Below are 23,162 nucleotides of genomic sequence, written 5' to 3' on the forward strand. Positions count from 1 at the left end.
CCGTAGCTATCTGGCGACCAATTCAGCATAACCTGGAGACAACCAAGCCGCCGGAAAAACCGGCTGCACCGCATCGGTGAAGCGGCATATATGGAGCACTGCCCAAACCGTCAACGGCCATTTTTCCACAGGGGCGCAGACTGACCGTAAAACCCCGGTGTCATGGGCGTTTTAGCGCGAAATTTTTCTGCATTTTACCATGGCTGAAGCGAAACATGCCGGGAGAATCACCGTTGTGATTCGCCGTTTCCGGCGCCCTTCCCGTTCAGACTGCGCAAAAAGAAACGAAAAAACCCCGCAGCTTGCGCTGCGGGGTTTGATCAATTGCACTCGCCCTCTGGCGATCAGTGATGCGGGGTATCCTCGATCACCGGCAGCGTTTCGAACTGGTGGAACGGCGGCGGGCTGGACAGAGTCCATTCCAGCGTCGTGGCGCCTTCACCCCAATAGTTCGGCGCAGCCTTCTTGCCGGCGACGAAGGCGTAGATGATGTTCACCAGGAAAATCACGATCGACACGGCCATGATCATGTAGCCGATCGTGGCGATGTGGTTCCAGTACTCGAACGCGGGAGCGTAATCGGGATAGCGGCGCGGCATGCCCTGCACGCCCAGGAAGTGCATCGGGAAGAAGATCAGGTTCACCCCGATGAAGAACACCCAGAACTGCAGGTGGCTGAGGAACTCGGAGTGCATGCGGCCGCTCATCTTGGGGAACCAGTAGAAGAACCCGGCAAAGAGCGACGTGACCGCGCCGAGCGACAGCACGTAGTGGAAGTGGGCGACGACGTAGTAGGTATCCTGGAGATTGTCGTCGATGCCGCCGTTGGCGAGCACCACGCCGGTGACGCCACCCACGGTGAACAGGAAGATGAAGCCGATGGCCCAGACCATGGGCGACTTGAACTCGATTGACCCGCCCCACATCGTGGCGATCCACGAGAAGATCTTGATCCCGGTGGGCACGGCGATGACCATCGTCGCGGCCGTGAAATACATCTTCGTGTTCACGTCGAGGCCGGTGGTGTACATGTGGTGGGCCCACACGATGAACCCGACGAGACCGATGGCGACCATGGCATAGGCCATGCCGAGATAGCCGAACACCGGCTTGCGCGAGAAGGTCGAGATGATCTGGCTGATGATGCCGAAGCCCGGCAGGATCATGATGTAGACTTCGGGGTGGCCGAAGAACCAGAACAGGTGCTGGTAGAGGATCGGGTCACCGCCGCCGGCCGGATCGAAGAACGTCGTGCCGAAGTTGCGGTCGGTGATCAGCATGGTGATGGCCGCAGCCAGCACCGGCAGGGCGAGCAGCAGCAGGAACGCGGTGACGAGAACCGACCACACGAACAGCGGCATCTTGTGCAGGGTCATACCCGGCGCGCGCATGTTGAAAATGGTGGTGATGAAGTTCACCGCCCCGAGGATCGAGCCAGCCCCGGCCAAGTGCAACGAGAAGATCGCGAAATCGACCGCCGGACCGACCGATCCCGATGTGGAAAGCGGTGCATAGACAGTCCAGCCGGTGCCCGCGCCATGGCCAGTGCCACCGGGCATGAACGGCGAGATCATCAGCGAGCAGAAGCCCGAGAAAGTCAGCCAGAACGAAATGTTGTTCATGCGCGGGAAGGCCATGTCGGGCGCACCGATCATGATCGGCACGAACCAGTTGCCGAACCCGCCGATCAGCGCCGGCATGACCATGAAGAACACCATGATCAGGCCGTGTGCGGTGATCAGCACGTTCCACATGTGCAGCGTCTGGTTGAGATCGGCGCCATCACCGCCGACGAACCGAGTCCAGAACCCGAGGTACTGGATGCCGGGATGCGCCAGTTCGGCGCGCATGATGCCCGAGATCGCGCCGCCGACAACGCCGGCGAAGACCGCGAAAATCAGATAGAGCGTGCCGATGTCCTTGTGGTTGGTGGACATGAACCAGCGCGCGAAGAAGCTGGGCTTGTGATCGTGATCATGCGCATGGTCGTGATGCGCATCGAAACTTTCATGATCGGCGGGAATGGTGGCCATATCGGGCGATCCTCTTTCCGATTGTCGTTCAGGCGGCCGGAGCGGCTGCGCCGCCCACCGTACCGCCCTGGCTCTTGATCCAGGCGTCGAACTGGGGCTTGGTCACGGCTTCGACCACGATCGGCATGTAGCCGTGGCGCGCGCCGCACAGTTCGGAGCACTGGCCGTAATAGACGCCGGGCTTGTTGATCATCATGACCTTTTCGTTGATCCGGCCCGGGACGGCATCCAGCTTGAACCAGAGCGAGGGCACGGAGAACGAGTGGATCACGTCAGACCCGGTGGTCTGCAGGCGAATCGGCACCCCGGCCGGAACGACCATGCGGTTGTCAGCGGCAAGCTGCGGCGGCTCGCCACGCTTGATGGCCTCGGCCGGCGGCAGCATGTTGGAGATCACCTCGAACCCGCCGTTGTCGGGATAGGTATAGCCCCAGTACCACTGATAGCCGGTGACCTTGACGGTCAGTGCGCCCTTGGGCGCAGGCTCGTACTGGTGGGCGAGCAGGCGAATCGAGGGGACCGCGATCACTACCAGGACGAGCACCGGAACCAGGGTCCAGATCACCTCGATCAAGGTGTTGTGACTGGTCTTGGAGGCCACCGGGTTGGCGCGGCGGTTGAACTTGGCCATCACCGCAATGAGCAGGAACAGGACCAGCAGGACAATGACCGTGATTACCGGCATCAGCAGGTAATCGTGCATTTTCAGCGCTTCCTGGCCGATCGGCGAATACTGGTCCTGGAAGGTCCAGCCACCCGGAACGGGTTGCCCCTTGCCGGGCACCGGCTTGGCCGGGACATAGGTGGCGGCAGCCAGCGCCAGCGAAGGCGCCGCGGCTGCGGTTGTTGCTGCAATGCCTGCCAGGACATGACCGGCGGTCCGAAACGCTGTGCCCGCATGGCGGACGAATTCGATTGGACTCATCGTCGCTTGTTCCGCTCTTCCCCGCGTACACGCCAGTTTCGAGGTCTGCGTGCACTGATTGTAATTCCCTCGATTGAACCCGGCTATACGCGGCCTTGTCCTGAGCCACAAGTTGAGACGTTCACCAAGGCGACAGGAAAGCATTGCCCCTTGGTTCAAGCCCGCCCGCCGCAGGCCTGCCACTGGGCGAAAAACCCTTGCCCCCTGCCGCGCCAGCGCCCATGGCACAGGGCAAACCCCAGCACGCCAAGACGGCGAACAGGCAGGACCAGCGAACCAGAGCCATGCAGGAAGAAGACATCCTTTCCGAATTCCGTGCCAGCCAGGCCTTGCTTGAAGGGCATTTCCTGCTCTCTTCGGGCCGCCACAGCGCCCACTACCTGCAGTGCGCGCGCGTGCTGATGGACCCGATGCGCGCCTCGCGCCTGGCCAGCGCGCTGGCCGCCAAGTTGCCGCGCGACGTGCGCCAGCAGATTGCCAAGGTGGTGGCCCCGGCCATGGGCGGGGTGATCATCGGCCACGAAATGGGCCGTGCGCTGGGCGTGGAAGCGGTGTTCGTGGAACGGCCAACCGGCACGTTCGAACTGCGCCGCGGGTTTACCCTGACGCCGGGCGAAAAGGTGCTGATGGTCGAAGACGTCGTCACCACTGGCCTGTCGAGCCGCGAGGCGATCAAGGCCGTGGAAGAAGCCGGCGGCGTGGTGATCGCCGAGGCGGCCCTGGTCGACAGGTCGGCCGGCGCGGTGGACCTGGGTGTGCCGTTCTATCCGCTCGTCTCCCTCAATTTCCCGACCTATGCGCCCGATGAACTGCCGCCCGCGCTGGCCGCAGTGCCCGCGATCAAGCCCGGCAGCCGGGCACAACCGTAAGACAGGAGAATATGGCGGTGAGCGAACTGTTCACGCCCGCCCGGCTGCGACTGGGCGTCAACATCGATCACGTGGCCACCATCCGCAATGCGCGCGGCGGTGACCATCCCGATCCGGTGCGCGCCGCGCAGATCGTGGCCGACGTGGGCGGTGACGGGATCACGGCCCATCTGCGCGAGGACCGCCGCCATATTCGCGACGAGGACCTGGCACGCATCCAGGCGGCGACCAACCTGCCGCTGAACCTGGAAATGGCCGCGACCGACGAAATGCTGGCGATTGCCCTGCGCCACAAGCCCCATGCCTGCTGCATCGTGCCCGAGCGCCGCGAGGAACGCACGACCGAGGGCGGGCTCGATGCCGCCGGGCAGCACAACCGCCTGGCGCCGATCGTGTCGCGCCTGGCTGATGCCGGCATCCGCGTCAGCCTGTTCATCGCGCCGGACGCGCGACAGATCGAGGCGGCGATCAAGCTGGGCGCGCCGGTGGTGGAACTGCACACCGGCGAATATGCCCATGCCGAGGGCGAGGCCCGCGCCGTCGAGCTCAAGCGCCTGGCCGACATGGCCGCGCTGGCCGCCAAGAACGGCATCGAACCCCATGCCGGCCATGGCCTGACCTATGACAACGTGCAGCCAGTGGCGGCCATCCCGCAGCTGGCCGAACTCAACATCGGCCATTACCTGATCGGCGAGGCGATCTTCGTGGGTCTGGACGCGGCAGTGCGGCGCATGCGCACGCTGATGGACGAAGTGCGCTGAACCCGCCACGCGGCTGGAAGGAAGACCCTGCATGATCATCGGCCTGGGTTCCGACTTGTGCAATATCGAGCGTATCCAGCAATCGCTGGACCGCTTTGGCGATCGCTTTGTCGAACGGGTGTTCACTCCGGTGGAGCAGGCCAAGGCAGCGCGCCGGCCCTATACCCGCGCCGGCACCCTGGCCAAGCGCTTTGCCGCCAAGGAAGCCTATTCCAAGGCGGTGGGCACCGGCTTCAAGGCTGGGGTCTTCATGAAGGACATCGGCGTGGTCAACGCGCCTTCGGGGGCGCCGACCCTGGCGCTGACCGGCGGCGCGGCGGCACGGCTGGCCGCGATCACCCCGCCCGGCCACAAGGCGGTGGTGCACCTGACGATGACCGATGACCATCCCTGGGCCCAGGCCTTCGTGGTGATCGAGGCCATTGCGCTGGACCTTGGCCACTCGGGCGAAGGAGAAACGGCATGAGCGACGGCGTTACCGGCCTGCCGCCGGAACAGGCCGAAGCCCGGCCTGCGCGCGTCAACTGGTGGGCGGAACTGCGCGGCCTGATTGGCATGCTGCTGGCTGTCCTGGTGTTCCACAGCCTGCTGGCCAAGCCGTTCTACATCCCGTCGATGTCGATGATGCCCAATCTGCTGGTGGGCGATCGGCTGGTGGTTTCCAAATATCCCTATGGCTGGTCGTGGGTATCGCCCTCGTTCCATGTACTGCCGCGCTCGTCGCTGCGGCTGTTCCCGGCCACGCCGCAGTATGGCGATATCGTGATCGTGGTGCCACGCGGCAGCAACGAGGACTATATCAAGCGAGTCGTCGCGCTGCCGGGGGACCGCATCGCCGTGGTCCATGGCCAGATCATCCTCAACGGCCGCCCCGTGCCGCAGGTGGTGGAAGCGCCGCTCGATCTGCCGGTCGATGCCAACGAACCGTGCGACCCCACCGATTTTCCCGGCCTGCGCTTTCGCGATGCGATGGGCCGGCAATTCTGCGAGCTGCCGATCCTGCGCGAGACGCTGCCCAATGGCGCGACCTATCGCATCATCGACCATGAGCAGCAGCCGCTCGATGACTATGCCGAGGTGACGGTGCCGGCCGGCCATGTCTTCCTGATGGGCGACAACCGCGACCATTCCGCTGACAGCCGCGAACCGCTGGCGCTCAAGGGCCTGGGCGGCCCAGTGCCGCTGGCCGACGTGGGTGGCCGGGCCGAGTTCGTGACGGTTTCCCTGGATGGCAGCGAAACCTGGAATCCGGCGACCTGGTGGCATGCGCTGCGCCACGGCCGCGGCGGAACCAGCCTGCGCGCGGAACAGGGGCTGCCACAATTCGTTCCGGCTTCCTGAACTCTTGCTGCGGGGGTAGCTTGCGCGCGATGTCCGATTCTGCCGACACCATTTCTGTCTCCGCCAACCCGCCGGCCGGCGGCACGACCAAGGCGAACGCGCCTGGCCCGACCGACATTACCGACCATACGGTTCGCCAGGAGGCCAAGAAGGCCTTTGTGTGGATCGGCATTGCCGCGTTGGTGGTGCTGGCCGTGTTCCTGGCTCAGCCGTTGCTGGTGATCTTTGGCGGGGTGGTATTTGCCTCGCTGATCGAGGGCGGGCAGCGCCTGCTGGGCCGGATCATGCCTGGCCCCCGCGCATTGCGGATCGCACTGGTCCTGCTCGCGGCGGTCGGCTTCCTGGTGTGGCTGGGCTATTTCGCCGGCAACCAGATCGCAGCCCAGGCGGCGCAATTCCCGCATATCATCCAGGGCCAGGCCCAGCGCACGCTGACCTGGCTGCACGGCCATGGCATCAACGTGGGCCAGGCTGATGTCTCCAAGATCGCCGAGCAGGTGATCGGCGGCGTCGGCCCCGTCACGCAGGCGCTGGGGGGAATTTTCGGTGGGTTCACCACGTTTTTCCTGATCGTGATCCTGGGCATCTATTTCGTGCTGGAGCCGGACATCTATCGGCGCGGCTTTGCCTGGCTGTTCCCGCTCGATCGCCGCCCGCATTTCCAGGTGACGCTGCAACGCATGGGCAAGTCGCTGCGCATGCTGCTGTTCGGGCGCATGATCGGCATGTTTACCGAAGGCCTGGCAACCTGGCTGCTGCTGGCCGTCTATGGCGTGCCGATGTCGGCGTTGCTGGGCATTCTGACCGGGCTGCTGGTGTTCCTGCCCAATATCGGCGCGCCGCTCTCGGGGCTGCTGATGGTGCTGGTGGGCTTTTCGGGCGGCACCGACATGGGGATCTACTGCATTATCGTCTACCTCGTGGTGCAGACGGTGGATGGCAACATCATCGTGCCGATGGTGGCCAAGAAGACCGCCGACCTTGCCCCGGCGATGGTGCTGGGCGCGCAGCTGATCTTTGGCGTGCTGTTCGGCATCCTGGGCCTGGCGCTGGCCGATCCGATCGTGGCGATGATCAAGATCGCCCTGGAACGGCAGGCCGAGCGCAACGACGATGAGCGGGACGAAACTGCCCCGGGCGAAACCCCCGCGCTGGCCACATGATGCCATGGTGATCAAGCGCGTGGTTCAGGCCGGCGCGCTGTTCGTGGTGCTGGCCTTGCTGTGCCTGGGCGTGTTGCGCCAGTGCTCGGCAGAAATCTCGCGCTATGCCTTTGCGCCCATCCACGCGTTCGAGCCGGGCGCACCGCCAGCGCCCAATGCCTATGCCGATCCTGCGATGTGGCTGGCGCGGCCCGGCATGGCCAATGACCCGGCACAGTGGCTGCCGCCGGGCATACCCGCCCCGCCCAGCGGGGATACGGCAGTGTTCTTCGTGCATTCGACCACCTATCTCAGCCGCAACCACTGGAATGCGCCGCTGGCCGATATCGATTCGCAGCGGCGCGCCAACATTCTGGTGGCGGCCACGGCCAGCGCGTTCAACGCAGTGGGGCCAGTATGGGTGCCGCGCTATCGCCAGGCCGCGTTGGGTGCCTTCCTGACCGACGGTGCCGATCGCCAGCGAGCGATGGACCTGGCCTATGCAGACATTCACGCGGCCTTTGCCGCGTTCCTGGCGGCCCTGCCCCCGCAGACGCCGATCATCATCGCCGGCCACAGCCAGGGCGCCTGGGCCGTGGCCCGCCTGCTGCACGATAGCGTGCAGGGACGCCCGGTGGCCCGGCGCGTGGTGGCCGCCTATGCCATCGGCTGGCCCATCGTGGCGGCAACGGCTGCGGCGGAAACCGGCTTTGCCCCGTGTACGGCGCCCGATCAGGCAGGATGCCTGGTCGGCTGGCTCAGCTTTGCCGAACCGGCCGATCCCACCCTGCTGATCGGCGCCTATCACCGCTGGCCGGATCACGCGCCCGGCCAGGGCCCGCTGATCTGCGTCAATCCGCTGACCGGCACGCAAGGCGGCGTTGCCACGCGCAAGGCCAACCGCGGCACGCTGCTGCCCGATGCAAACGACAGCGAGACCGAGCGCGCCGGGCCGCTGGTAGCTGGCCTCGTGCCGGCGCGGTGCGATGCGCGCGGACTGTTGCTGATCGGGCCGCCGCCGCACATCGGGCTGTTCGTGCTGCCGGGCAACACCTACCATGTCTACGATATCCCGCTGTTCTGGGCCAACCTGCGCGCCGATGCCCTGCGTCGCAGCGCCGCGTGGCACCAGGCCCGGGACGGAGGAACCCAATGATCACCCAAAATGTCGCCGACCTGCGCGCCGCCCTGCCGATGGGCGGGGTGCTGATGGGATTAGACCCTGGCACCAAGACCATCGGCGTGGCGCTGTGCGATGCCGGCTGGCACTTTGCCACCGCCGGGCAGACCGTGATCCGCCGCAAGTTTGCCCAGGACAAGGCAGCCTTGGCCGACATCATCGCGCAGCGCGGGGTCAAGGGCCTGGTCATCGGCCTGCCGCTCAACATGGATGGCAGCAATGGCCCGCGCAGCCAATCGGCCCGCGCCATGGCGCGCAATCTGGAAGACCTGGGCCTGCCCATCCTGATGTGGGACGAGCGCTGGTCGACGCAGGCGGCCGAGCGCACGATGATCGAGCAGGATTTCAGCCGGGCCAAGCGCGCCCAGCGCATCGATTCGCATGCCGCCGCGCTGATCCTGCAGGCCGCGATCGACACGCTGGCCGGCGGGGTGCTGTGATTTAACCAATCAGTTGAACCCCGGTCGACATTGCGGCAAGGAACAGCGATGGCAGAACACGAACCTTTCACCTGGCGCAAGCAGGGCCCCTTTGATCCGGCAGTGGCGGGCGAACTGCTGAGCAAGCTGGGCCACGGCGGCTTTCTCGGCATGCGCTATGGCGACCATGGTCCCGACTGGTTCGAAGCCGAATTGCCCTGGCGCGAGGATCTGGTGGGAGCGGGCAACAATGGCGTGCTGGCCTCTGGCCCGATCATCAGCCTGTTCGACAATTGCACCTCGATGGCGATCTGGACGCGGCGGGGATACTTCGTCCCCCATGTCACGCTGGACTTGCGCATCGACTATGTCCGGGCAGCCGTACCGGGGCGCAGCGTGATCGCGCGCGCGGAATGCTATCAGTTGCGCGGCGACCTGGCGTTCGTGCGGGCGCTGGCCCACGATGGGGATATGGCCGATCCGCTGGCCCACGCTGCCGCCATCTTCATGGTGCTGGGAGACAGCGAATGAGCGAGGGCCAATGCGATGGCAACGTCCTGTTCACCCTGCCGCCCTTTGCCCTGGCCATGGGCATGACCCTGGCGGCGGACGAAGACGGCAGCCCGATCGTCACCATGCAGTTCGGCGCGCATTCGGAAGGGCGCCCCGGATTTCTGCACGGCGGCGCGATTGGCGGGCTGCTGGAAATGGCCGGGTTTGCTGCCCTCTCTACCCATCTGGCGCGGAACGGGGTGAACCAGCGGATGAAGCCGATCAACATCTCGATCGAATACCTGCGCGCCGGGCTGCCACAGCCGGTCTACGCCATAGGCCAGGTGGTGCGCGCCGGGCGGCGCGTGGCGAATGTGCGTGTAGAAGCCTGGCAGAGCGATCGCGCCGTGCCGATCGCCAGCTGCTGGATGAACTTTCACCTGGCCGCGCCCAAGGGCTGATTAACGGGGCAGTGCTGATCAGCCGGGCAGGCGCAGTTCCACGGTCAGGCCGGAGGGCAACGCTGCGCCGGGCGGCAGGCGTTGCGCATCGGCGCGTGCGCGCACCAGGATAGCCAGCGGCACAGCGGCATCGGCCACCACGGCATCGGCCATGCCCAGAAGGCGCGCCTCGCGCAGGGTAAGGTCTTCCGGATCGCCCGAGCGCAGCACGATGACATGGTGCGCCGCTGCCACCTCGGCCGCGCCGGCCAGCCATTCCTCCACCGCCGCGGGTGCATGCTCCACCATCGGATCGAGCGGGCCGCCCTCTGCCAGGGCGCCATCAAGCGCGCGGCGCCGATCGGCGCCATCGGGAAAGCGCGCGCGCAAGGCATCGCGCGCGGCAAAGAGCGCATCGGCCAGCGCGCCCAGCCCCTGGGGCAGCGCGCGTTCCAGCCGCAGCCGCACGTGCTTGGCCAGCCCCGCCGACGCACCCGCCGTGCCGACAGCCACCACCACCGGGCTGCGATCGATCAGCGACGGCGTGGTGAAATCGCACAGCGCCGGGCGATCCACCACATTGACCAGCAAGCCGGCACCCCGCGCGCGCAGGGCATCGGCCATGCAGGCATCGGCACTGTCATGGGCGATGAACGCCAGCCGCGCGCCGATATCGATGCCGTGGGCGAGGTCATCCACCACCTGGCCGCCAGCACGCTCCACCAGCCGCGCCTTGGCCTGCGCCGCATCGCCATGGCCCAGCACGATCACCGGCTGGCCGGCGATACGGTGGAACAGGGGCAGCGCGGGCAGGCTCATGGCAGCGGCTTAGCGGGTCACAGGCATGGCGTCAGGCCAGCCATTCGGGCACGCGTTCGGCCGCCAGGATCGTGGCTGGCTCGATCCGGTCGGCCACCACCGCCCACTTCGTGCCATCCACCATCACTTCGGGCACGAGGGGCCGCGAATTGTAGGTGTTGGCCATCGTCGCGCCATAGGCGCCAGCCGTGCGGAACACGGCCAGATCGCCGCGCTTAACCGCATCGATCGTGCGGCCCATGGCAAAGGTGTCGCTCGATTCGCAGATCGGGCCAACGATATTGGCCTCCATCGTTTCGCCATTGGGAGAAACCGCGGCAAAATCGTGCCAGGCATCATAGAGCGCCGGGCGCGCGAGATCGTTCATCGCGGCATCGACCACCACCCACGGGGCGCCGACGCCTTCCTTCACCCGCACCACCCGCGTCATCAGCACGCCGGTGTTGCCGGTGATCACGCGGCCGGGTTCGAACATCGCGGTAATGTCCCAGCCCTGCGTCACGCGGGCGACCATCGCGGCATAGTCTTCTGGCTGGGGAAAGACTTCCCCGGCCTTGTAGGGCACGCCCACGCCGCCGCCGAAATCGATGTGCGTGACGGCATGGCCGGCCGCACGGATCGCCTGCATCAGCTGGCCGATCTTGGTAAAGGCGGCTTCCAGCGGATCGAGCCGCGACAGCTGGCTGCCGATATGCAGCGCCAAGCCGCGCATGGCCAGGCCCGGCGTGGTCGCTAGCCTGGCATAGATCGCGGCAGCGCGATCATACGGCACGCCGAACTTGTTTTCCGCCTTGCCGGTGGAAATCTTGCCATGCGTGCCGGCATCGACGTCAGGGTTGACGCGCAGCGCGCAGGCCGCGGTCTTGCCCAGCCCCACGGCGATTTCCGCCAGTTCCAGGCCTTCTTCCTCGCTTTCCAGATTGAACTGGCCGATGCCAGCCTCCAGCGCGCGGGTCAGTTCGGCATGGGTCTTGCCCACGCCGGAGAAGACGATGCCCTCGGCCGCCATGCCGGCTGCCAGGGCGCGCTCCATCTCACCGCCCGAAACCACGTCGGCACCATAGCCTTCGGCGGCCAGTACCTTGAGCACGGCAAGGTTGGGATTGGACTTGACCGCAAAGGCCAGCTTGACGCGCGGCAGGACCGCCAGCGCATCGCGGAACACGCGGGCGTGGCGCGTCAGCGTGGCGCGCGAATAGACATAGAGCGGCGTGCCCACGGCATCGGCCAGCATGGGCAGGGCAATATCTTCGGCGTGCAGCACGCCGTTCACCTGGTGAAAGTGGTCCATCGAAACTCTCGAGAATGATCGTTGAAAACGCGTTATTCTTCGGGCGGCAGATCGAACGGGTCGTCTTCGCGCTCTTGCGAGCGGCTGCGCAATTCCACGTTGCGATCGGGCTTGGCCTGGATCGGCGCTTTCAACAGCGCGTCCGCCCCGCGGCTCTGCTCCCGGCCATAGGGCGCGGGCGGCAGGCCGTGCCCCGGCGCCGGTTTCAGCTCGCGTTTGTTGCCGCACCCGGCAAGGGCCAGGACAGCAAGACCAACGAGCACAATGCCAGCGGCTTTGGGGGCAGTGGGGCGGATCAAGCGATTACTCCTCCAGGCCAAGCGCTGCACGCGCCTGGGCCACACGCTTCCTTACCTCGGCCGGGGCAGTTCCGCCATGGCTGCAACGCGCCGCCACCGATGCTTCGACCGAAAGCGCGGCATAGACGCGTTCATCGATACGCGCATCAATGGCTTGGAGATCGGCAAGCGGCAACTGATCGAGGGCGATTCCCCGGCTTTCTGCCAGTTTCACAGCGCTCCCCGTGATGTGGTGTGCCTCGCGGAAGGGAATATTGGCCTGACGCACCAGCCAGTCGGCCAGGTCCGTCGCCGTGGCATAGCCCAGTTCGGCAGCGCCCCGCATGCGATCGGTGCGGAAGCGCGCCTCGGCCACCATGCCGGTCATCGCCGCGATCGACAGCGCCAGCAGGCTGGCCGCCTCGAACACCGGCGGCTTGTCGTCCTGCATGTCCTTGGAATAGGCGAGCGGCAGGCCTTTCATGGTGATCATCAGCGCCGTCAGGCAGCCGACGATCCGGCCCGAATGGCCGCGCACCAGTTCGGCCGCATCGGGATTCTTCTTCTGCGGCATGATCGAGCTGCCGGTCGACAGGCTGTCGGGCAGGGCAACGAAGCCAAACGGCTGGCTGGCCCAGATGATGAATTCCTCGGCCAGGCGCGAGAGGTGCAGCGAGCACTGCGCCGCGGCCATCAGGTAATCCAGGGCGAAATCGCGGTCGGATACCGAATCGAGGCTGTTGTCGGTCGGTCCGTCGAAACCCAGCGCTTGCGCCGTGCGGAAACGGTCGATGGGAAAGCCGGTGCCGGCCAGCGCCGCGGCGCCCAGCGGCGAGCGGTTCATGCGCGCGCGCGCATCGGCAAAGCGCGAGCGATCGCGGCCGATCATCTCGTAATAGGCCATGAGGTGGTGGCCCAGCGTCACCGGCTGCGCGGTCTGCAGATGGGTGAAGCCGGGCATGATCGAGCCGGCATGCTCGCCCGCGCGCGCCACCAGCGCGGTCTGCAGGGCGAGCAGGCCCGAATCGACCTGGTCGATCGCATCGCGCACCCACAGGCGGAAATCGGTGGCCACCTGATCGTTGCGGCTGCGCGCGGTGTGCAGGCGCCCCGCCGCCGGGCCGATCAGTTCGGCCAGCCGGCTTTCGGTGGTCATGTGGATGTCTTCAAGGTCCCAGTCTTCGGGCACGCCATTGGCTTCGTATTCGCCCGCCACCTGATCCAGCCCCTGGGCGATCAGCGCGGCATCCTGCGCTTCCACGATGCCTTGGGTGGCCAACATGTCCACATGGGCCTTTGACGCGGCGATATCCTGGCGCCACAGCGCCTTGTCGAACGGGATCGAGGCGTTAATCTCGCGCATGATGGCCGAAGGGCCGGCGGCGAAACGCCCGCCCCACATCTGGTTGGAGCCCGAATTGCCACTCATGTCCGCTCGTCCGCCCTATCTGTCGTTGATTCTGGGTGCGCTGGCCGCAGCCACGCTTGGCGGCTGCGATAGGCAAGCAAACCCGCCGGCGCAACCGTCCAGCGCCGCTACTGCGGATGCTGGGGGTGGCGACGCTGCACCCGCCGCCGGCAAGGTCGATCTCAGCCACAAGGGTTCGGCCATGCCCGCCTTTGCCTTGGCCACGCCCGAAGGCGGCAAGATCAACGCCAAAGACCTGGCCGGCAAGCCCGTGCTGATCAATCTGTGGGCCACCTGGTGCGGCCCCTGCGTGGTGGAAATGCCCACGCTCGACAAGCTGGCCGCCGGCGGTCTGCGCGTGCTGACCGTCTCGCAGGATACCACCGGGCAGGTCGACAAGGTCAAGGGCTTCAAGGCCGAGCATGGCCTGGCCCATGTGCAGATGCTGCTCGACCCCGACAACGACCTGTCGTTCCACTATGGCACCGGCGTCTTGCCCACGACCGTGGTCTATGACGCGAAAGGCAAGGAAGTGGGCCGCGTGGTGGGCGCGTTCGACTGGACTGGGGCCGATGCCGCCGCCCTGATCAAGGCCGCAACCCAGGGCGGCGCCTGAGCCACCAGCGCCACAGCCCGGTGAGGTAGAGCGCGGCCGGCACCAGCCCGGCCGCGACCACCAGCATGCGCAACGGCAGCCCGGCGGCAGAGCCGTCGTGTAACGGATGCAGCCACTTGAGCAGCACGTCCATCGGCCCGCCCTGCGCCACATTGGCCACGCCAAGCACGGCTCCGCCATGCCGGTCGATCACGGCCCAGCTATGCGGAAAACGAGGGGACGGATCAGCCACCTGGGCCAGGCGGACGCGATAGGTGCCCTGCCCCTGCCCTGGCAGTTCGACCCAGACTGCGCGCGCGCCGGGCAAGGCCGCCTGAGCCAGGGCCACCGCACGGGACACGGCGATATCGGGCGTGCCGGGGGCGCCATCTGCGATCTGGCCCGGCACGCCTTGCGCGCTGCCCAGCACGGGCCGCAGCAGGTGGCCGGTTTCCTGCGGCAGGGCAAGCATGACGCCGGTAAGCGTGAGCAGCAGGAGCAGCGGCGCACCGGCCAGGCCGGCCAGCTTGTGCCAGTCATAGAGCCGGCGCACCGGCGCGGCGCGCGGCTTGAACCGCAGCGCCTTGGCCCAGCCGCCGCGCGGCCACCACGCCCAGATCCCGCTGAGCAACAGCAAGGCGAGGGCGAGGCCGGCCCAGCCAAAGATCGTACCCCCGACCGGCCCCAGTTGCAGGCAATAGTGTAGGTCATAGATCCAGGTCATGCCACCATCGCCCCAGAATTCGACGCGCAGCACGCGGCGGCCATCAGGCGATAGCCAGGCCAGAAGCGGCGCATGGCCAGCACCGGCCCGCTCTGCCGGATGGTAGTAGCGCGCCGGAATGGCGCCATCGCTGCCGGTCAGTTCCAGCCGCCATGGCCCGGTGCGGGCGGGGAACGCGGCATGGAGGGTTGCGGCGGCACGATCCCAATCAACCGGGCCGGCGCGCGCTGTCTCCTGCACGGCCGGGTGCAGCGCGCGGTCGATCTCGACATAAAAGACCAGCAGCGCGCCGGTGATCCCGGCCATGACCATCAGCGCGCCGAGCGACAGTCCCAGCCACAGGTGAAGCCGCCGCACCCAGGCGCGCGGCGAAAGGGTGCGGCGGGCCACGATCAGAACCGCACGCGCGCGCTACCGGTCAGCCCTAGCCCTTCGGCCGGGCTGTGCGCGGTGGGAGAGCGGCTTTGCGCCGCCGTGACCGTGGCATCGTACCAGACATATTCATAGCGCCGGTTGAGCAGGTTCTTGCCCGTCAACGCCAGTTCCAGCTTGTCGATCGGGCGGAAGGCCACTTCGGCATTGAACACGGCATATTGGCCGAACTTGCCCACCGCCGGATCGTTGGCCGCGGTCAGCCAATAGCTGGACTGGCCATTGCCCCAGAGCGACAGGCGCCAGCGCGCGGCCGGGGTGAGATCCACCCCGCCCGACCACAGCCAGTGCGGCACATGGTCGATCTCGTGCCCCAGGTAGCCAGGCGTGGCCGGATCGGCGACGCGGATGCGCGAGGTTTGCCACGACAGCGCGCCCCAGGCCGACACGCCGTTGACCGGCTTGAGATTGACCTGCACGTCCACTCCGCGCCGGCGGGTGGCGCCGACGTTTTCGCTATCGCCCAGCGGATCGTTGAGCTTGCGCTTGATCTCGCCGCTGGCATCCTGAAGCCACAGCGCGACGCGGGTTTCTATCCCGGCCATGGGGCGCAGCTTGATCCCCGCCTCCCAGCCGGCGTTGACCGAGGGCGCCAGGTTGGTGGTGCGCGGCGGGATCAGGTATGCGCCCGATCCCGTGCCGATCTGGAAGCTCTTGCCATAGTTGCCATAGAGCGTGACCTGATCGACCGGCGTGATCGCCACCTGCAGCTTGGGCTGGCTGATCGTGCCATAGGCGTTGATCGGCGCGTTGGTGCCGGCCAGCCGGTTGTGAAACGTGCCGCCCACCCAATCGAGCCGCCAGGCCGGGCTGATCGTCAGCCAGCGGGTCGGCTCCAGGGTGAGCAACCCATAGACCCCGCCGATATTGAGCGTGAACGCCTGGTCGCGCGTTTGCGCCGACACCACCCGCGCCACCGTATTGTAGCGGCGCGAGACGTTGTCCTGCCACTGCATGTCGCCACCCAGTTCGGCCATGACCGGCGTGCCGGCCACGTGCGTGTGCCAGTGCAGCGCGCCGCTGATCCCGTAGTGGTCCTCGTCCGTCATCCGCCGCTGCTGCGACGTGGCCGCCGAGAATTTGACGTAGCGATCATCGCGCAGCCGGTTGGCATAGGCCTTGGCCGTAAGATCGAGGCTGTCGCTGAACGTGGCGTCGAGATGGAGGCTGCCCTGGGCCACGGTGCGGGTATCGCCATCGGTCTGGTTGTAGGCATTGGTCATGCGCGGATGGGCCGCGGCGTTTTCCAGGGTGAGATAGCCCGGTTCATCGGCCGTGCCGCGATACCAGCGGGCGATCGCGCCCACGCGCAGGGTGTCATTGGGGCGGAAGAACCACTTGCCCGCCAGGCTGCCCCGCGTCAGGGCGCCATGATCGCGCCACCCGCCGGCCTGCCGCCAGGCCGCCAGATAGTTCTGGCTGAAGCCACCGCGCTCGATCCCGGCTACGGCCTGCGCCTCATAGGTATCGAAGCTGCCGCCTGAAACCTTGCCTTCCAGGTAGTTGCCGCCGATCCGCGTCTGGATATTGGCGCTGCCGGCTATGGCGTGCAGGCCATAGCGCGGATCGGACGTGCCGCGCACCACCTCGATCCCGGCGATATCGAGCGGAAAGACGCTGTCGATATAGGGCATGTTGCCATCGTTGCTGTTGGCCGGCACGCCATCGATCAACAGCTTGACCGCGTTGATTTCCCCCTCGCCGTTGAAGCCGCGAAAGCTGAACTTGCCGCTGGTGGTGCCCTGGTTGAAGTTGGTCAGCATCACGCCCGGCAGGCGGCCGACCAGTTCCCAGGCATAGTTGACGTTGGCATTCTGCGCGACATCGCCGCCCATGCGATCGATCGAAGTAAGCACGTTGCGCGAAGAGGCGGCCATCGATCGCGCCGACACCACGATCTGTTCCCCGATGGAAAAGCCGGTATCGACGGTATCACTGCCGGCAACCGGGCCTGGCGCTGCGTTTGGCGCTGGCGCTGCGGCCTGCGCGGGCATGGCGAAGACAAGCGCGCACGGCAGCGCGCCCCACGAAATCTGCATGAAACTATCCCCTGTCCGGCGCCAGTGGCCGGCCTGAACCTGATGATGCCGCCCGGCAGCGGGCAGCGTGCGTGAATCAGGCGATCAGGGGTGGGCCGCGCAGTGGCGGCCAGGCATGCGCGCGCCGGCGCGGCGCAGGCACGGGGGTGGCGGCAAAGCCCAGGGCAAGAATGAAGGCCAGCGCCGCGGCCAGCAGCACGGGATCGGCCCCGCCCAGCACGGCATGGCCAAGCGCGCCATAGGGACAGGTGCCCTGCGCCTTGGCATGGCTGGCACCGCCCTTTTCCGCGCCATCCTTCACCGGCACCACCACCTGGCGCACCAGGTCATGGCGTCCGTCGATCCCTTCGGAACAGAGCTGGATGGTAAAGCTGCGCGTCTGGCTGCCGGGCATGTAGCCAGCCGGAACCAGCGCCTTCATCGCCAACGACAGCGCGACCAGCCACAGGGCCAGCGCGGAATGCCGAAACAGAAAGGCGCGAAGAGCAATCATGCGACACGCGGCATAAGCGGGCGCATGGGCATTGTCATCAGGACAAAATGTCGCGCCGCAATGGCAGGCGGCATTGCGGCCGCCTGCCTGCACCGTCAGATCGCGTGTTCGTCGTCTGCCGTCAGGTTGGCCAGGTCGCCCTCGATCGGCTGCTTGCCGGGCTTGGCGCGGCGATAGGCGTCAAAGCTCTTGCGGTCGGCATCGAAGGCCATGTCCCAGGGGATGTTGTCGCCGCGGAAGATCGCCGGGGCATTGGCCGCCCACAGCAGCGAACCGAACTTGAAGTCCCACGCGCGCGGCACCCAGGCATCGTCGAGATAATCGGTGTCGGCGTGGTATTCGGCCTCGCCGGCGTGGCCAGGCATTTCGCAATAGTAATAGATCGCCGAGGAGATGCGGTGGCGCGAGATGCCGCCGCCGGTGTTCATCGTGGTGTTCTTCCAGCCGCGGTTGTCCATGATGTTGGCGCCGAGCATGACCTCGTCGATATCATCGCAGCCAAAGGCGATGTGCATGAACTTGAAATGGTCCGGCGCGATCGGCAGGTCGCAGTTCACCCAGAAGATCGAGTGATGCTCGAACGTGCCGCCGGCGCGGGCGAAGATGCCGGTGCCCTTGGAGTGATCGACATAGCGGAAGCCGAGGTGGCGTTCGTAGAATTCGAAGCTGCCGACATAGTCGGGCGAGAAAAAGACGACGTGGTTGATCGTCTTGGGAATGGCGCGCTTGCGCCAGATGCGGTGCTGGTTGAAGCGCGGCCAGCTCGACGGCGTATTGACCGGGCTCGCTTCCGACACGACGGCGCGCTTGGCCCAGACACGCAGCGCGATCGGCTGGCCATCGGGGCAGACGCAATGCACGGTGCCATCGGCATCGCGGGTCACGGCAACCTCGGTCGCGAGGCTGGCAGCGATGCGTTCAAGGTTTTCAGCCGTATCGACACCCCAGACGGTTTCCTTGATGCCGTCACCAGCAAACGGATCGGGCACAGGCAGGCGCGGATCGCCATGGCGCACCACGATCACGCGGCTGCCCGATTGCAGGCGGAAAACGCTTTCATGCTCGCCCGTGCTTTCGAGCGGCAGGCCGAAATCTGCCCAGAAGCGGGTGTGTTCGGCAAGATCGGCCACGCCGAAGATGACGCTTTCAACGCCAAGGATGGCGGATGTGGACGAAAGGGGGCTGGATGCGATCGGCATGGGGTCTCCGCAGAATCTGTCACTGGCCTTCATGCCGTGGATAGCTGCGGCACGGAAACCGATGTTTCGGCAACCAAGCTATTCACCGCACGGATGGATCAGTTGCGGCGGAACAGCAGGGTGAGCAGGAACAGCACCGTCCTGAGATCGAGCAGGCGCAGCGCGGCACGGGCTTCGGCCGGGGTGAGCCGGGCAACCATCGGCATCGCGCCGAAGATCTTGCCGCGGATCACCAGGGTGTTGCCATCCGCCTCGATCTTGCGGATGGCCATGAGTTCCTTGTCATTGGCGTCAAGAATCCGGGCGACGCGCGCCTTGGCCGCGCCCTTGTTCGGCAAGTTGGTCATTGCACGGCCCTTCCGCAAATCCGGTCGTAGTCCATTCCCAGGTCATCCATCATCTGGATCGCCGTGGCGCGCCCGGCCCCGAACACGCCGCCGCCGGGGTGCATGAACGGGCCGACGAGGTAGAGGCCCTCCACCTCCGGCACGCGCAGCGCGCCCAAGTCAGGCGTGGGGCGGTGGCCGGCGGATTGGTAGAAGAACGGCGCGCAGCCGTGGATATCCCCGCGCACGAAGCTCGCGGGGCTGTCACGCTCGTGGTCGAGCGGCGAGCGCACGAGGCGGCCGGTGATGTTGTCATCGCTCAGGTTGGCGTAGAACTTGCGGTATTGCGCCAGTGCGCGGTCGGCCACCTCGTCCTTGCAGGTGTCCCACGATTGCGGGCCGCCGGGGTGCAGGTCATACGGCGCGAAGTTGACGCCATAGAACACCCCGGCCCCGGCCGGCGCGCGGCTGGGATCGAAGATAGTGTTGTCACCGCCCGCGATCAGGCGCGCGCTCACCTCGCCACGGCGCAGCTTGTCGTATTCCAGCTGCATGTCGCGCACGGTGTAGAAGTCCATCAGCTCGGTCATCATCGCGTTGCAATCATTGCCAACGCGCAGTTGCAGGCGTTCCTTCAGCGTCAGGTGCGTGAGGTTGATCGAGAAGGTGGACTGGGTAACGCGTTCGGCGCGCTGCAAGACCGGCTCGGGCGCTTCTGCCACGAACGTGCGCAGGACATGCGGGTGGATCGCGCCGATCACGCCATCGCGGGCCATCACGCATTCGCCGTTGCGCAGTTCGAGCCCGGTGGCCCTGCCGGCCGAGACGATCACGCGACGCACCTCGGCGTTGCAGCGCACTTCGCCGCCAAAATGCTCGATGGCGCGCACCAGGGCGTGGCTGAGCTGGCCCGAGCCGCCTTTCGGCATCGAACAGCCGAAGCTGTGGACGATGCCGGGCATGACGAAAGCGCCCATGCCGGTGCCGAGCTCATCGGGCATCTGCAGGTTTTCGGTGACCATGCGCACGATGTGCAGCTTGAGCAATTCGCTATCAAAGTAATGATCGACGATATCGAGCGCGCTGCGCTGCATGAGATCGAGCAGGAAGCGGCCTTCGTCCGACTGATCCATCATCGCCACGAACGCGCCGAGCGGAAACGGCGGGGCATACATCCCGCTCATCAGCATGGGCAGTGCCGTGCTGCTCATGCCGACAAAGCGGCGATAGGCTTCGGCGTCCTTTTCACCGGCGACGCGGGCGAGTTCCTCGCAGGTGCGATCGAGATCCTTGTAGGACCGGATCACGGTGCCGTCTTCCCAGATCGAGACGTGGACGAGATCGGGATAGATATATTCGAGCCCGAACTTCGCGAGCAGACCCAGCTCGTCTTCGCGCAGCATGGGGTTGCCCTGGATCATGATGTGCACGTTGGAATGTTCGTCGTGCCAGAAGCCGGGGTGCAGCAATTCCCGCGTGGACACGCCGCCGCCGTAGTGCGGCTTGCGTTCGAGCACGAGGACCTTCTTGCCGGCCTTGGCCATGTAGGCCGCGGCGACGAGGCCGTTGTGCCCCGCCCCCATCACGACGATGTCATGCTGGCTCATGCCGGCTCCTCCCCCAGAAAGGCGCGGAACCCGGCAAGCCCGGGGACATGCGATGCGCTGCCGCCATCGCAGACCAGCACCTGGCCGGTAATGTTGCGCGCAGCCTCGCTGGCGAGGAAGGCCACGGACTCGGCAATATCCTCTGGCTCGCCAAGGCGATCGCGCAGGGTTTCGTCCTCTACCAGTTGGCGCAGGGCCGGGGGAAACGCCTCGCGCAGCGCCGGCGTCATTGTCATGCCAGGCGCCACCGCGTTGCAGCGCACGCCGGCGCGGCCATGGCTGGCAGCAATGGCGCGGGTCAGCTGGATCACGGCCGCCTTGCTGCTGGAATAGGCCGCCTGGATGAGATGGCCCTGCAGCGCCAGGTTGCTGACGGTGTTGACGATGCAGCCGCGGCTTTCGCGCAGCGCGGGCAGCGCGGCGCGGCAGGCCATCATGGTGCCGCGCACGTTGACCGCATAAGTGCGGTCCCACAAGTCTGTGTCCATGCGTTCCACGTCGCCATCGTTGCGCGCAACCTCGGGCCCCAGCAGCGCGGCATTGTTGTGCAGCACATCGAGCCGGCCAAAGTGGGCGACAACCTGCCCGACCATCGCCTGGATCGATGCTTCGTCGGCCAGGTCGAGCGGCACCGCAATGGCACCGGGCAATTGCGCGGCGAGCGCGGTGGCGCGCGCAACGGCAATGTCGGCCAGCGCCACGCGGGCGCCGCGCGCGATCAGCAGGCGGGCAGTCGCCTCGCCGATTCCGCCAGCCCCGCCGGTGATGATGGCAACCTTGCCGTCCATCGCAATCGCATCTGCGGTCATGCGCATTCTCTCCCTGTTCGGTTGTGTCAGGCCGTTTTATGGTGATGGTGACAAAGCGGAAGACGGCACTTTTTTGTGCCCCATGACAGGCGGGGGAGGCCGAGTTGGACAGCGCGCCATTGCACCAGGCCATCGCGCGGCTGGCCGCCGAGATGACCGCGCATGGCAAGCATCGCGATGACCCCGCGCGCGAAGTGATGGGCTTGCTGGGCGACCGCTGGTCCACGCTGATCCTGCTGGTCTTGGAAACGGGCGAATGGCGCCATGCCGACCTGCGCCGAACGCTGGGCCAGCTGTCAGCCGAGCAGGCGATATCGCAGCGCGTGCTGACCCTGAAGCTGCGCACGCTGGAGCGTGACGGCTTTGTGGCGCGCACGATTACCGGCTCGGTCCCGCCGAAAGTGAGCTATCGCCTCACGCCGCTGGGCCGCGACCTCCACGGCCAGGCGCGCACCCTGATCGACTGGATCAACACCCGCGCGGACAATATCCGGTTGGCGCGCGAAAGGTTCGACGCCGCAGACAGTTAGCCTGCATCAGTGCTGGGGATGGTTCATCCGGTATTGCACTTCGATTTCATCAAGAGCGATCTTGGCAGCGCTGGGCAGTGGCACGACATTGTCCGCCACATCTGCCTTCGCACCCGCGGCCGCCTGGAGGCGTTCGACCACCCAGCGCAAGGCGCGGTCGTTGTTGTTGGCGATGTTCCACTGGATCGCTTCGCGGATCGGCGGGATGTCGAACGGAACTTCGCGCATGACCAGGGGCATCGCGCCGACGACGATTTCCGCCATGCGGCGGTGCATGGTGGCGATGCGCTTGGTGCCGAGGATAAGGCCGGGCAACGACAGGAACGAGGGCGCGATGACCTCTACCCGCCGCTGCTGCTTCTGGCGCCGCATGAACCAATCCTCGAACGCGGAAACCCGCGACTTGCCGAAACGGGGCGTGACGTGGCCCAAATCGAGATACAGGTCACGCGTCATCGGCTGCGCCATGGCCGGATTGGCGGCATCGCCCACCACGACGTAATCGTCTTCGAACAGGACCTGGCTGGGATGATCGGCCGAGATCGCGATATCGATGGTAAGCAACAGGTCGATGTGTCCGCGCTCGATCGCTTCGATCGGGCTATCGTTCATCGGCTGGATCTCGAAACGCAGATGCGGCGCATCCTTTTCGAGATCGGCCAGCACGCGGGTGAGCAGCACTTCGGTGGAATAGTCCGAGGCCATCATGCGGATGGTGCGGTCGGCAGTGGCAGGATCGAACGGCGGCGCGACCGCCACGGTGGTGCGGATCTGTTCGAGCACGGCGCGCACCGGCTCGATCAGTTCTTCCGCCCGCGCAGTGAGGATCATCGCCCTGCCCTTCACCACCAGCAGTTCGTCCTCGAAGTACTCGCGCAGGCGGCCCAGCGCGCTGGAGGTGGCGGATTGCGACAGGCACAGCCGATCGGCCGCCAGGCTGACGCTGCGTTCGGTCAACAGCACGTCGAGCGCCACGAGCAGGTTGAGATCGAGCCTTCCGTAGCGCATCG

Annotated in this window: 25 protein-coding genes; 11 read left to right on the forward strand and 14 right to left on the reverse strand. The window is 66.2% G+C overall.

The window, feature by feature from the left end:
• Window positions 1-344 precede the first annotated feature (344 nt).
• Together ctaD and coxB are read right to left on the reverse strand one after the other, a co-directional pair.
• The gene (ctaD, locus tag C8K14_RS20570; RefSeq protein WP_107718829.1) at window positions 345-2,033 is read right to left on the reverse strand and encodes a cytochrome c oxidase subunit I; all 1,689 of its coding nucleotides are present in this window, start codon (window positions 2,031-2,033) and stop codon (window positions 345-347) included.
• A gap of 28 nt (window positions 2,034-2,061) precedes the next feature.
• Window positions 2,062-2,958, reverse strand: coding sequence for a cytochrome c oxidase subunit II (gene coxB / locus C8K14_RS20575; protein WP_022676870.1), 897 nt, complete (start codon window positions 2,956-2,958; stop codon window positions 2,062-2,064).
• A gap of 284 nt (window positions 2,959-3,242) precedes the next feature.
• Here coxB and pyrE point away from each other — a divergent pair, with 284 nt between their 5' ends.
• The 9 genes from pyrE to C8K14_RS20620 are packed head-to-tail and all read left to right on the forward strand — an operon-like array spanning window position 3,243 to window position 9,623.
• Window positions 3,243-3,827 (forward strand): orotate phosphoribosyltransferase, encoded by a 585-nt coding sequence (gene pyrE, locus C8K14_RS20580; protein ID WP_062788075.1) that lies wholly within the window; start codon window positions 3,243-3,245, stop codon window positions 3,825-3,827.
• Between the two features lie 17 nt (window positions 3,828-3,844).
• Entirely contained in the window at window positions 3,845-4,588 is a 744-nt protein-coding gene (locus tag C8K14_RS20585) for a pyridoxine 5'-phosphate synthase (protein ID WP_028658008.1), read from the forward strand.
• A 31-nt stretch (window positions 4,589-4,619) separates the two neighbouring features.
• Window positions 4,620-5,054: a holo-ACP synthase gene (gene acpS, locus C8K14_RS20590; RefSeq protein ID WP_107718831.1), complete on the forward strand. Its 435-nt coding sequence runs from the start codon at window positions 4,620-4,622 to the stop codon at window positions 5,052-5,054.
• Window positions 5,051-5,929 (forward strand): signal peptidase I, encoded by an 879-nt coding sequence (lepB, locus tag C8K14_RS20595; RefSeq protein ID WP_062788079.1) that lies wholly within the window; start codon window positions 5,051-5,053, stop codon window positions 5,927-5,929. The genes acpS and lepB overlap by 4 nt, the downstream gene beginning before the upstream one ends.
• Before the next feature lie 29 nt (window positions 5,930-5,958).
• Window positions 5,959-7,092 (forward strand): AI-2E family transporter, encoded by a 1,134-nt coding sequence (locus C8K14_RS20600; RefSeq protein WP_107718833.1) that lies wholly within the window; start codon window positions 5,959-5,961, stop codon window positions 7,090-7,092.
• 4 nt (window positions 7,093-7,096) lie between these two features.
• Window positions 7,097-8,227, forward strand: coding sequence for a DUF3089 domain-containing protein (locus C8K14_RS20605; protein ID WP_158271987.1), 1,131 nt, complete (start codon window positions 7,097-7,099; stop codon window positions 8,225-8,227).
• Window positions 8,224-8,691, forward strand: a complete 468-nt coding sequence (gene ruvX / locus C8K14_RS20610; protein WP_022676863.1) for a Holliday junction resolvase RuvX — start codon at window positions 8,224-8,226, stop codon at window positions 8,689-8,691. Before C8K14_RS20605 ends, ruvX begins: the two co-directional genes overlap by 4 nt.
• Window positions 8,692-8,739: 48 nt before the next feature.
• Window positions 8,740-9,201: a PaaI family thioesterase gene (locus C8K14_RS20615; protein ID WP_107718837.1), complete on the forward strand. Its 462-nt coding sequence runs from the start codon at window positions 8,740-8,742 to the stop codon at window positions 9,199-9,201.
• Complete coding sequence (locus tag C8K14_RS20620) at window positions 9,198-9,623, forward strand: PaaI family thioesterase (RefSeq protein WP_107718839.1); 426 nt, start codon at window positions 9,198-9,200, stop codon at window positions 9,621-9,623. The genes C8K14_RS20615 and C8K14_RS20620 overlap by 4 nt, the downstream gene beginning before the upstream one ends.
• Before the next feature lie 18 nt (window positions 9,624-9,641).
• On the opposite strand, the gene C8K14_RS20625 is transcribed toward C8K14_RS20620, so the two are convergent.
• From C8K14_RS20625 to argH, 4 genes are read right to left on the reverse strand one after another with little or no spacing between them, the layout of a single operon-like run.
• On the reverse strand, window positions 9,642-10,421 hold the full coding sequence (locus tag C8K14_RS20625; RefSeq protein ID WP_107718841.1) for a bifunctional precorrin-2 dehydrogenase/sirohydrochlorin ferrochelatase: 780 nt from the start codon (window positions 10,419-10,421) through the stop codon (window positions 9,642-9,644).
• A 31-nt stretch (window positions 10,422-10,452) separates the two neighbouring features.
• Window positions 10,453-11,712 (reverse strand): diaminopimelate decarboxylase, encoded by a 1,260-nt coding sequence (gene lysA, locus C8K14_RS20630; protein WP_107718843.1) that lies wholly within the window; start codon window positions 11,710-11,712, stop codon window positions 10,453-10,455.
• Between the two features lie 32 nt (window positions 11,713-11,744).
• A complete protein-coding gene (locus C8K14_RS20635; RefSeq protein WP_107718845.1) occupies window positions 11,745-12,011 on the reverse strand; it encodes a hypothetical protein in 267 nt (88 codons plus the stop codon).
• A 4-nt stretch (window positions 12,012-12,015) separates the two neighbouring features.
• Window positions 12,016-13,392: an argininosuccinate lyase gene (gene argH, locus C8K14_RS20640; protein ID WP_107718847.1), complete on the reverse strand. Its 1,377-nt coding sequence runs from the start codon at window positions 13,390-13,392 to the stop codon at window positions 12,016-12,018.
• 25 nt (window positions 13,393-13,417) lie between these two features.
• Here argH and C8K14_RS20645 point away from each other — a divergent pair, with 25 nt between their 5' ends.
• Window positions 13,418-14,014: a TlpA disulfide reductase family protein gene (locus C8K14_RS20645; RefSeq protein WP_233251173.1), complete on the forward strand. Its 597-nt coding sequence runs from the start codon at window positions 13,418-13,420 to the stop codon at window positions 14,012-14,014.
• Here C8K14_RS20645 and C8K14_RS20650 read toward each other — a convergent pair.
• The 7 genes from C8K14_RS20650 to C8K14_RS20680 all read right to left on the reverse strand — a co-directional run bounded on the left by C8K14_RS20650 (window position 13,986) and on the right by C8K14_RS20680 (window position 21,622).
• Complete coding sequence (locus C8K14_RS20650; protein WP_199223790.1) at window positions 13,986-15,107, reverse strand: PepSY domain-containing protein; 1,122 nt, start codon at window positions 15,105-15,107, stop codon at window positions 13,986-13,988. The two genes, C8K14_RS20645 and C8K14_RS20650, sit on opposite strands and share 29 nt — an antisense overlap.
• A 2-nt stretch (window positions 15,108-15,109) precedes the next feature.
• A complete protein-coding gene (locus C8K14_RS20655) occupies window positions 15,110-17,188 on the reverse strand; it encodes a TonB-dependent receptor (RefSeq protein WP_107718853.1) in 2,079 nt (692 codons plus the stop codon).
• Window positions 17,189-17,264: 76 nt separating this feature from the next.
• A complete protein-coding gene (locus C8K14_RS20660) occupies window positions 17,265-17,681 on the reverse strand; it encodes a DUF2946 family protein (protein ID WP_107718855.1) in 417 nt (138 codons plus the stop codon).
• Window positions 17,682-17,776: 95 nt separating this feature from the next.
• Entirely contained in the window at window positions 17,777-18,880 is a 1,104-nt protein-coding gene (locus C8K14_RS20665) for a VOC family protein (protein ID WP_107718857.1), read from the reverse strand.
• A 98-nt stretch (window positions 18,881-18,978) separates the two neighbouring features.
• The gene (locus C8K14_RS20670) at window positions 18,979-19,227 is read right to left on the reverse strand and encodes a hypothetical protein (protein WP_022675226.1); all 249 of its coding nucleotides are present in this window, start codon (window positions 19,225-19,227) and stop codon (window positions 18,979-18,981) included.
• On the reverse strand, window positions 19,224-20,813 hold the full coding sequence (locus C8K14_RS20675; RefSeq protein ID WP_107718859.1) for an NAD(P)/FAD-dependent oxidoreductase: 1,590 nt from the start codon (window positions 20,811-20,813) through the stop codon (window positions 19,224-19,226). Before C8K14_RS20675 ends, C8K14_RS20670 begins: the two co-directional genes overlap by 4 nt.
• Window positions 20,810-21,622: an SDR family NAD(P)-dependent oxidoreductase gene (locus C8K14_RS20680; RefSeq protein WP_107718861.1), complete on the reverse strand. Its 813-nt coding sequence runs from the start codon at window positions 21,620-21,622 to the stop codon at window positions 20,810-20,812. Before C8K14_RS20680 ends, C8K14_RS20675 begins: the two co-directional genes overlap by 4 nt.
• 104 nt (window positions 21,623-21,726) lie before the next feature.
• On the opposite strand from C8K14_RS20680, the gene C8K14_RS20685 reads away from it, so the two are divergent.
• Entirely contained in the window at window positions 21,727-22,152 is a 426-nt protein-coding gene (locus C8K14_RS20685) for a helix-turn-helix domain-containing protein (RefSeq protein WP_107718863.1), read from the forward strand.
• A gap of 6 nt (window positions 22,153-22,158) precedes the next feature.
• Here C8K14_RS20685 and C8K14_RS20690 read toward each other — a convergent pair whose 3' ends face one another.
• Window positions 22,159-23,160 (reverse strand): LysR family transcriptional regulator, encoded by a 1,002-nt coding sequence (locus tag C8K14_RS20690; RefSeq protein WP_107718879.1) that lies wholly within the window; start codon window positions 23,158-23,160, stop codon window positions 22,159-22,161.
• Window positions 23,161-23,162 lie beyond the last annotated feature (2 nt).

Origin of the sequence: Novosphingobium sp. GV079, assembly GCF_003058045.1 — a bacterium.
Taxonomy (GTDB): Bacteria; Pseudomonadota; Alphaproteobacteria; order Sphingomonadales; family Sphingomonadaceae; genus Novosphingobium; species Novosphingobium capsulatum.

What these genes read in the sequence shown, in the direction of transcription:
- lysA (WP_107718843.1), bottom strand. Translation starts at nt 11,712, where the DNA reads ATGGACCACTTTCACCAGGTGAACGGCGTGCTGCACGCCGAAGATATT.
- C8K14_RS20655 (WP_107718853.1), bottom strand. Translation starts at nt 17,188, where the DNA reads ATGCAGATTTCGTGGGGCGCGCTGCCGTGCGCGCTTGTCTTCGCCATG.
- C8K14_RS20620 (WP_107718839.1), top strand. Translation starts at nt 9,198, where the DNA reads ATGAGCGAGGGCCAATGCGATGGCAACGTCCTGTTCACCCTGCCGCCC.
- C8K14_RS20660 (WP_107718855.1), bottom strand. Translation starts at nt 17,681, where the DNA reads ATGATTGCTCTTCGCGCCTTTCTGTTTCGGCATTCCGCGCTGGCCCTG.
- C8K14_RS20605 (WP_158271987.1), top strand. Translation starts at nt 7,097, where the DNA reads ATGGTGATCAAGCGCGTGGTTCAGGCCGGCGCGCTGTTCGTGGTGCTG.
- C8K14_RS20615 (WP_107718837.1), top strand. Translation starts at nt 8,740, where the DNA reads ATGGCAGAACACGAACCTTTCACCTGGCGCAAGCAGGGCCCCTTTGAT.
- C8K14_RS20680 (WP_107718861.1), bottom strand. Translation starts at nt 21,622, where the DNA reads ATGACCGCAGATGCGATTGCGATGGACGGCAAGGTTGCCATCATCACC.
- argH (WP_107718847.1), bottom strand. Translation starts at nt 13,392, where the DNA reads ATGTGGGGCGGGCGTTTCGCCGCCGGCCCTTCGGCCATCATGCGCGAG.
- C8K14_RS20645 (WP_233251173.1), top strand. Translation starts at nt 13,418, where the DNA reads ATGTCCGCTCGTCCGCCCTATCTGTCGTTGATTCTGGGTGCGCTGGCC.
- C8K14_RS20600 (WP_107718833.1), top strand. Translation starts at nt 5,959, where the DNA reads ATGTCCGATTCTGCCGACACCATTTCTGTCTCCGCCAACCCGCCGGCC.
- C8K14_RS20665 (WP_107718857.1), bottom strand. Translation starts at nt 18,880, where the DNA reads ATGCCGATCGCATCCAGCCCCCTTTCGTCCACATCCGCCATCCTTGGC.
- ruvX (WP_022676863.1), top strand. Translation starts at nt 8,224, where the DNA reads ATGATCACCCAAAATGTCGCCGACCTGCGCGCCGCCCTGCCGATGGGC.
- lepB (WP_062788079.1), top strand. Translation starts at nt 5,051, where the DNA reads ATGAGCGACGGCGTTACCGGCCTGCCGCCGGAACAGGCCGAAGCCCGG.
- C8K14_RS20670 (WP_022675226.1), bottom strand. Translation starts at nt 19,227, where the DNA reads ATGACCAACTTGCCGAACAAGGGCGCGGCCAAGGCGCGCGTCGCCCGG.
- C8K14_RS20675 (WP_107718859.1), bottom strand. Translation starts at nt 20,813, where the DNA reads ATGAGCCAGCATGACATCGTCGTGATGGGGGCGGGGCACAACGGCCTC.
- C8K14_RS20625 (WP_107718841.1), bottom strand. Translation starts at nt 10,421, where the DNA reads ATGAGCCTGCCCGCGCTGCCCCTGTTCCACCGTATCGCCGGCCAGCCG.
- coxB (WP_022676870.1), bottom strand. Translation starts at nt 2,958, where the DNA reads ATGAGTCCAATCGAATTCGTCCGCCATGCGGGCACAGCGTTTCGGACC.
- ctaD (WP_107718829.1), bottom strand. Translation starts at nt 2,033, where the DNA reads ATGGCCACCATTCCCGCCGATCATGAAAGTTTCGATGCGCATCACGAC.
- C8K14_RS20690 (WP_107718879.1), bottom strand. Translation starts at nt 23,160, where the DNA reads ATGCGCTACGGAAGGCTCGATCTCAACCTGCTCGTGGCGCTCGACGTG.
- acpS (WP_107718831.1), top strand. Translation starts at nt 4,620, where the DNA reads ATGATCATCGGCCTGGGTTCCGACTTGTGCAATATCGAGCGTATCCAG.
- pyrE (WP_062788075.1), top strand. Translation starts at nt 3,243, where the DNA reads ATGCAGGAAGAAGACATCCTTTCCGAATTCCGTGCCAGCCAGGCCTTG.